This is a genomic window from Thermodesulfobacteriota bacterium, from assembly GCA_039028315.1.
In the GTDB taxonomy this organism is placed as follows: domain Bacteria; phylum Desulfobacterota_D; class UBA1144; order Nemesobacterales; family UBA2774; genus CR02bin9.
This window is the reverse complement of sequence record JBCCIH010000148.1, coordinates 1-6,294: the sequence shown is the minus strand read 5'-3', so window position 1 is coordinate 6,294 and position 6,294 is coordinate 1. Positions and strand designations below refer to the sequence as shown.

General features: G+C 42.3%; 7 protein-coding genes. 1 reads left to right on the top strand and 6 read right to left on the bottom strand.

Features of this window, described 5'->3' with window-relative positions:
- The 6 genes from AAF462_09205 to AAF462_09180 all read right to left on the bottom strand — a co-directional run.
- The coding region (locus AAF462_09205; GenBank protein ID MEM7009294.1) for a hypothetical protein at positions 1-1,041 on the bottom strand (1,041 nt) is incomplete at its 3' end.
- Positions 1,042-1,208: 167 nt separating this feature from the next.
- Positions 1,209-1,679, bottom strand: a complete 471-nt coding sequence (locus AAF462_09200) for an IPTL-CTERM sorting domain-containing protein (GenBank protein ID MEM7009293.1) — start codon at positions 1,677-1,679, stop codon at positions 1,209-1,211.
- 162 nt (positions 1,680-1,841) lie between these two features.
- Positions 1,842-2,804, bottom strand: coding sequence for a calcium-binding protein (locus AAF462_09195; GenBank protein MEM7009292.1), 963 nt, complete (start codon positions 2,802-2,804; stop codon positions 1,842-1,844).
- A 297-nt stretch (positions 2,805-3,101) separates the two neighbouring features.
- Positions 3,102-3,287, bottom strand: a complete 186-nt coding sequence (locus AAF462_09190; GenBank protein MEM7009291.1) for an IPTL-CTERM sorting domain-containing protein — start codon at positions 3,285-3,287, stop codon at positions 3,102-3,104.
- A 241-nt stretch (positions 3,288-3,528) separates the two neighbouring features.
- Complete coding sequence (locus tag AAF462_09185; protein MEM7009290.1) at positions 3,529-4,899, bottom strand: IPTL-CTERM sorting domain-containing protein; 1,371 nt, start codon at positions 4,897-4,899, stop codon at positions 3,529-3,531.
- A 37-nt stretch (positions 4,900-4,936) separates the two neighbouring features.
- A complete protein-coding gene (locus AAF462_09180; GenBank protein ID MEM7009289.1) occupies positions 4,937-5,881 on the bottom strand; it encodes an IPTL-CTERM sorting domain-containing protein in 945 nt (314 codons plus the stop codon).
- A 153-nt stretch (positions 5,882-6,034) separates the two neighbouring features.
- Here AAF462_09180 and AAF462_09175 point away from each other — a divergent pair.
- The coding region (locus AAF462_09175; protein MEM7009288.1) for a hypothetical protein at positions 6,035-6,294 on the top strand (260 nt) is incomplete at its 3' end.

Here is a 6,294-nt window from a genome sequence, read left to right as displayed (position 1 = left end):
CATAGTACCTTGGTTTGGTCCGCTTATTATTCTAAAAGTAACTACAACGCCGGGATCAGGCTCACCATCAGTCAGAACTGTTGCAGATACTCTATGGGTATCATCAATAATATTAGTTGCAGTGTGAGGAGCTAGGCTTATTGTTGTTACAACTCCGTTGAAGTTAGGTATGCGGTTTTCGCATTCTGCCCATTCATAAGTAATGCCGTTTACGGTTATCTCATTAAACTCACCACCAGCCATAAATTCAGCTGACAGAGTAGCAACTTGGCCTTGGGGTACGTCCATTGATAAAATTAACGAATCCATACCAGCACCGCCGCCGCAATTAAGAATTCCAAGGTTTGGAATATCGTCAGTAATGTGGATCGTATCTACATCTAAACCGGCATCAATCTCATTTCCGGCAAATATTCCGCCTGATACAACAATCAGATCTTCCTGAGATGATGTTTGTATTGTCCCTGGTCCAAATGTCCCCCCGCTTATTCTTAAGGTGTCATTTCCAGCACTAGTATTCAGGATTTCAGGACCCATTGAGCTAATCGATCCACCAGTGATTTCCACTGTGTCGTCATCAAAGCCACTGCCTATAGGTAGGGTTGTAGCGGAGATCATGCCCCCGGTCACTCGTATTAGGTCATTTTCATTCGATGTGCTCACGCCAAAATCTCCAGAAATATCTGCCCCTGGCCCAACAAATACCATATCGTTGCCGCCGCTTGTGAATATTGCTGTGCTAGTTTGGGAATGAACAATGCCATTAACGGTTAATGTATCGTCTCCAGCCTCAGTAATAATAGCAAATACAGATCCAACCTGTATACCGCCGGGATTTGGTATTGTTACATTATCAGGGAAATTGGTAGTGAACGCTGGTGATGAAACTATATTGAGGGTTGTGGACTGAAGCGGCAGCGGGCAGTTAATATCCTGGCCGCCAAGCCCGTTCATAACACCTGAGCAAGCCGCGTTAGATCTTTGAGCTGATAAACCGACTACTAAGAATATTACTAGACCTAAGTAAACAAATGTTCTCATCAAATTCTCCTTTCCTCAAAATTTGTTTAAATAGCAGTTCTAGGAACAAAAAAGCCATCTTTGTGCATATGATAACAAATAGCAATATTTATATCAATCAATTTAAATGGGAAATAAAAAAGGGGACCGAAGTCCCCTTTTCTGAGTTATAGATGGCGTATGAATTTTTAAGTAGTCACTTGTCTTTTTCTAATGACCATAAATCCTATAATTCCTAAAATAGCAGCCATTGAGACAAGTCCCCACTCTGATAGAGTAGGCACGTTTCTTGGGTTTAGCTGATCACAAAAATCATCTAAATCCTGCCTGCATGTCTGCTCAGCCAGATCGCTCATTGATTGCAATCCAGGTCCGCAAGCAAATCCTTCGGGCATATTGTCTTCATCAGGCAAACTTGCTTCAGAGCATGATGTGAAATCTGCTCTTAAAATTCTTGAGAAACCGCAGACAAGCTCGGGATTACTCAGTGAGATAAGGATAATGTCATCGCCTTCTCTCTCGCATATGGTCCCTTCGCTTGCTACGTTCAGCTCAGCCTCAATGCCATTAGGCCAGCATACGCACTGTGCATTGGAATCTTGAACAGATACTAAAAGCCCTATAAATAGAGCTATAGATATACATAAAAATATTTTCATGGGAGTGATCCCTCCTTTTGCTATTACCTACCGCCAAGTAGATATAATAATTATAGCATATAAGAGGCTGAAATTACGCTGTTTTTTTGTATTTAGTGAGCTTAGATAGTAAAAAGCCCAAAGAGCAGTCAGCTCTTTGGGCTCAGTAGATTTCAATCAGTTTTATGGGCTTACTTCACATCCTGATGTTATCTCAGCATCACAGTAATCCTCGCCAAAACCGCCGTGAACCCTGTCTTCGTCCATGCCGCCTTCAACATCATCATTTCCCGGACCTGCTAATGCCCTGTCATTACCAGCTCCTAGGTGTATGACATCATCCCCAAATCCGGCAAAAACTCTGTCGTTGCCATCACCTGAATCTATACAGTCATCTCCCGCGAATGAAAAAATTACATCTCTCTCGGGTGTGCCGCAAATAATATCATCTCCAAATGTTCCGAAGAAATAGGTTTTGCCTCTAAACTCAAATGCAGGCGCTATTGCTTGGGGGTCATCACAGTCGCATGTCATATCTCCAGCATCACAAATCCCGTCACCATCAGAGTCCGGTCCGTCATTTGATGGGTCGTTCCCCATGGCCATGCTACAGTCATCACATGTGTCGTTATCGGCGTCTTCGCAAATTGAATTGTTAATAGGGTCAGCATCATCAACATCTAAAACCCCGTCATTGTCGTCATCCAGGTCTACCGCATCCGGCATTCCGTCTTGATCTGTATCAATAGGAGCAACATCTGTGCAGAGCATGGTTTGTATATCGCAAAATGGTAAGGCCGGATCTGCACAATCTGCGTCACTAATGCACACATTAGGATCTGCTACACATACGTTTAGATCACAATTTGGTGTTGCTGGATCAGTGCAATCTGAATCACTTGTGCATATTTGATTGCCTACGCTCACAACGCAAGAAATTCCAGAAAAACAACCTGTTGTGCTAGGTGTTATGTCGCAGACATCTCCTGTTTCGCAAAGTCCGCAAATGGTCTCTGCTGGAGGGCAGACTATTCCGAGCGCCAGCAATTGAGCTGCAATTAATCCATACTCAATTGTAGTAGCTCCCATAGTCCTTGGTGTCATAAAGCCAAAAGCTAATACTACAACTAACATATATCTAATCATGCCTTCTACCTCCAAAGAATATTTAGACGCGGATAGTCTAATAGCCCAAAAAGGCAAAGATCTACCTAGAATATTTCACAACTTCCCCATTTGCCATGATTTTATGAACCTTCCGCCCAAAGATTCACTAAGAAATAAACATTGAGATACCTACCGCATCTATGCTCAGATTAAAACATATGTTCGTATTTAATGTCAAGATACTTTTATATATTCAAATAATTGGAAATAAAAAAAGGGTTTAGCGCTATATGCACCAAACCCCCTGATTTTATGGAGTTATTATAGATGAAGGAATTAAGCACCTACATGCAATTTACGCCTTCTCACAACTATAAATCCAACTATTCCTAATAAACCAGCCATTGCCAAAAGACCTAATTGAGATAAAGTTGGAACATTGCGAAGATCAGAATCTGCAAGAACAAAACTAGGACATGTAAGAGAACCCTCACTGCATATTTCATTGATAAAAAATTCCATACTAGTGCTGTCTGCTATACAATCTGATTGAGACAAAGTTTCACATGAATTAATAAACTGACAACAACCTTCAAACGGGACAGGTTGTGCTATAGTTGGCAGAGATAAAGTAAGGAGCAATAAGCCGAAAACTAGAGCCGTAAATATATATGTAGTTAGAGTTCTTATAGTGTCCCCTCCTTAAATACTAATTAGAACTGGTTAATTTATGGACGTCTGATAAAACAGTAATTGTGCTTAATTAGTTTATACGGACAGCACGTCTTCTAATTACCATAAAACCGATAAGCCCCAGAACGCTAGCCATCACTATTAATCCCCACTCGTTGAGAGTAGGTACCGAGCGTAATTCTTGTACTGAACCCTCAAAGGCTCCAATATCACATGCTACACCCTCTGGGCGAGGAAACCCTCTTTGGTCGGTATCAGGCGGCGGGCAATCAGGACTGCCCATATCGATTGCCGGGCTGGTAATAAATAGCGCGACCGTTGGGGTAGGGCCGCCGTTATCTCGAGGGCCTCTTGGGTCAAGGCGTGGATTCGTGTTAGGTTTGTCTCCGGCGACAGATCCGTCAATACAGCTTGAGCCGTTGTCTATGTTGTAGCCTTCAGAAATCATTTGGATTTCGTTATCGCAATTTGCTCCAGCTGCATCAGAATAAAAGATATTGTTTTTTATTGTTCCTTCCTCAACACCGTCTAAAATGTTTATAAATGCAGCGCACTCTTCTCCCTCGCATGAGGAGGTGTTTTGGTCAAAAGTAGAATTTGAAATATCAACAAATACTTCACCTCCTGCATTATCAATAGCGCCTCCTTCAGCGTTGCAATCAAAACCGCTGCAGTGTGTGGTATTTAATGCAAATGTTGTGTTATGTACAATTATTATTAGCTGATCATTACTTATGCCGCCTCCTCCATTATGAAATGCTCCTCCGCCTGAATCACAATCCTCACCCGTGCATGTGGTTGAATTTGAGATAAATGCACTTTTGTTAAATGTCGTATTGGTCTGTCCCCCACCATTGTGATAGACCCCTCCTTCAGAGGTGCAGTCATCCCCTATACACTGGGTTGAATTATTTATAAATGAACTGTAGTTAATAACAATCTCTATATTGCCCTCTCTATTTCTTAGCGCTCCTCCCTCAGCATCGCAGCCCTGAGAGTTGCAAAAAGTGCGGTTAGAGTCAAATACACAGTGGTTTATTTCCAGATTTGGACCATTAATTAAGATTGCACCGCCGTCGTCCTGATCAGCAAACCCGTTTTGAAGTACTAGAGCACTCATAATTATTGTGTCAGTATCTACGCCGCTGATATTGAAAATACGTGTTTGGTCTTGGCCGTCTAAGGTTAATTTTTCAGGTTTGGGGCCTAATATTTCTAGGCTTCCTACAATAGGAATCTCGCTTTCAAGGTTTATCGTCCCGCCTGCAATACCGGGGGCAAATTCTATTGTGTCACCCGGGTTTGAGTCAGCTATCGTCTGACGAAGCGATCCTGGGCCTGAGTCGTTAAGGTTTTGAACTGTAAGCGTTGCAGCTTGTGATAGAGCTGAAGTAACTATAATAGTAAGTACAAATACAGCTGTCTGTATAAGTTTCATCATCCCCTCCATATGTTTTAGATAATTAAATTTCTAGCGATTATACAATAACGCGCCTTTTTCTCCTAACCATAATAAATCCTACTATACCAAGTAGCCCCGCCATTGCGATAAGTCCCCACTCACTTAGAGTTGGCACAGGTGAGATAAATCCTCCAGACAAATCTGCTACAAGCTCTTCACAGTTTTCCCATTCATAAAAGAGACGGTTTATTGTTATGCTGCCGCCTTCAGGGTCGCTTGCTTCTATTTGAGCAGTGAGTTCATCAAGCTCATCTGTGGGCACCTGCATCGCAAACACTAATATGTCAAAATCATCTCTGCAGTCTATGCCGCCCCTTAGGTCTGCGCCATTATTTAAGGTCAGCATATCGTCTCCGTTTCCAAGATCAACTGCAAAGAATCCCGGGCCACCAGTGATAACGGAGTTAGTAATAGTGACCATATCTTCGGCGTTTGCAGTCTCTATACCATCATTCACAAATGAGGTCACTGTAGAATCATCTACCGTTACTTTATCCATATCATTTCCGGTTTGGATGGCAATTTCACCTGTACTAATGATATCTGCGCCTTCCATTATATTAACAGTGTCATCCTGGTTTCCTGCTTCGATTCCTCTAAAATCCGCGCTAACCAGAGCGCCTATCACATTGATAGTATCGTTAGCGCCTCCTGTTTCAATACCTGAATCTCCGCCTCTTACTATTGCTCTCGTTACGTTAATAAGATCGTTTCCGCCGCTGGTTCTTATTGCGTCCAACAGTTCATCGTCTTCGGTGTTTATTTCAGTGCCTTCAAGGACGTTTACAGTCAGGTCATTGTTATTTCCTGATTGTTGAACTCCCATAAAGTCAGGATTAGGGGCAGCCGGAGTGCATGTGATCACATCTCCAACTGGTGGGTTGCAGCCTGCATTCGTATTATGGTTTATTGTGAATAATACGATTGTAAGTGTTACAAAACAGATTAGAACAACTCTCATTTAACCCTCCATACCGCTTATGATGTATTTAGCCAATTCTATCATACGTATGTATTACAAACAATAATTTTTTTGCTACATAATAAACTATTTGTTATAGCGAGCTATCTCTTATATTCTTTAAAAACAGAAACCAGGTGAAGGGGGTTAGCAGTGAAAAATTTTCTATACATTATTACGATATCTCTTGCTTTGTTTATAGCTTTCTCGATGCAGTCCTCGGCGGTTGATATAAATGATGCCTGCGTAATTGTTGAGGGACTCGTGTTCTGCGGCTCAAAGGACTGCCGGACCACATCAAAAGGAGAGGTCGCCTGCGGAGGCAGGTCGAAGGACTGCCGAACCACAAATGCAGGAAATGTTGCATGCGGCGGGCTTTCTAAAGACTGCCGTACTACTAATGCAGGAAATGT